The 691-nt window shown below is 53.4% G+C and carries 1 protein-coding gene and 1 pseudogene; both read right to left on the bottom strand.

What is annotated here, in order from left to right:
- Nucleotides 1–2: 2 nt before the first annotated feature.
- Nucleotides 3–272 carry a DUF1654 domain-containing protein gene (locus tag J5M71_RS26285; protein WP_122610297.1) on the bottom strand — a complete coding sequence of 90 codons (270 nt, stop codon included), beginning with the start codon at nt 270–272 and terminating at the stop codon, nt 3–5.
- Between the two features lie 197 nt (nt 273–469).
- Nucleotides 470–691: pseudogene (locus tag J5M71_RS26280) on the bottom strand (L-asparaginase); the annotation flags it as partial.

Genomic DNA, 691 nt, shown 5'->3' with positions numbered 1-691 from the left:
AATCAATCTTCCTTCGGCACAACCCAAAAAATCTGCACGCCACCGTCGTCGCGATAAGCGAGGGTAACGTTGTCGTTCTCGTCGATTTCCTCGAGCAAGCGCTCCCAGTCGTCCATCGGCTCATCCGGCAGACGGAAAATCAGTGCGGCTTTGGCTTTTTGTGCGGTGGGGGAATTGATGATTTTCTGAACGCGCATACCCATGCGGTCGTAAGCGTCAGGAGCAGCAGGAGAGGTGGCCACGAGGTTATCCTTATTAAGCTGTACGTGCATACAGTATTTAACTGTAGGCGATTTCGCAACTGCTTAAAATTCAAGAAAATCCTCTGACAGCGTGTTTCCGGTTTTGGTGTAGGGCTTGTCGAGATTTTTGTGGGAAAAGTATTGGAAGGGTGTAAGCGGGGCACCACCTGCCAAGCTGGCAGGTGATGCGCAATTGCCCGATCGAGACGTGATCAGGCGATGTTCAATCAGTATTCCCAGAACATCCGTTGCAGCTCTTTACTGTCGTTGGTCTTGGTCAGCGCGACCATCGCCAGGATGCGGGCTTTTTGCGGGTTCAGATCGTGAGCGACAACCCAGTCGTATTTGTCGTCAGGCTGTTCGGCGTTACGCAGGACAAAGCCGCCAGCGTTGACGTGGGACGAGCGAATGATCTGCACGCCATCCTTGCGCAGCGCTTGCAGGGATGG

Source organism: Pseudomonas sp. 43(2021) (genome assembly GCF_017490805.1).
Lineage (GTDB): Bacteria > Pseudomonadota > Gammaproteobacteria > Pseudomonadales > Pseudomonadaceae > Aquipseudomonas.
Note: the sequence above shows the minus strand (reverse complement) of the source record. Positions and strands in the feature narration are given on the sequence as shown.

Excerpts from the sequence above, each read along its gene's own strand:
- J5M71_RS26285 (WP_122610297.1), bottom strand. The coding sequence starts at position 272 with ATGCACGTACAGCTTAATAAGGATAACCTCGTGGCCACCTCTCCTGCT.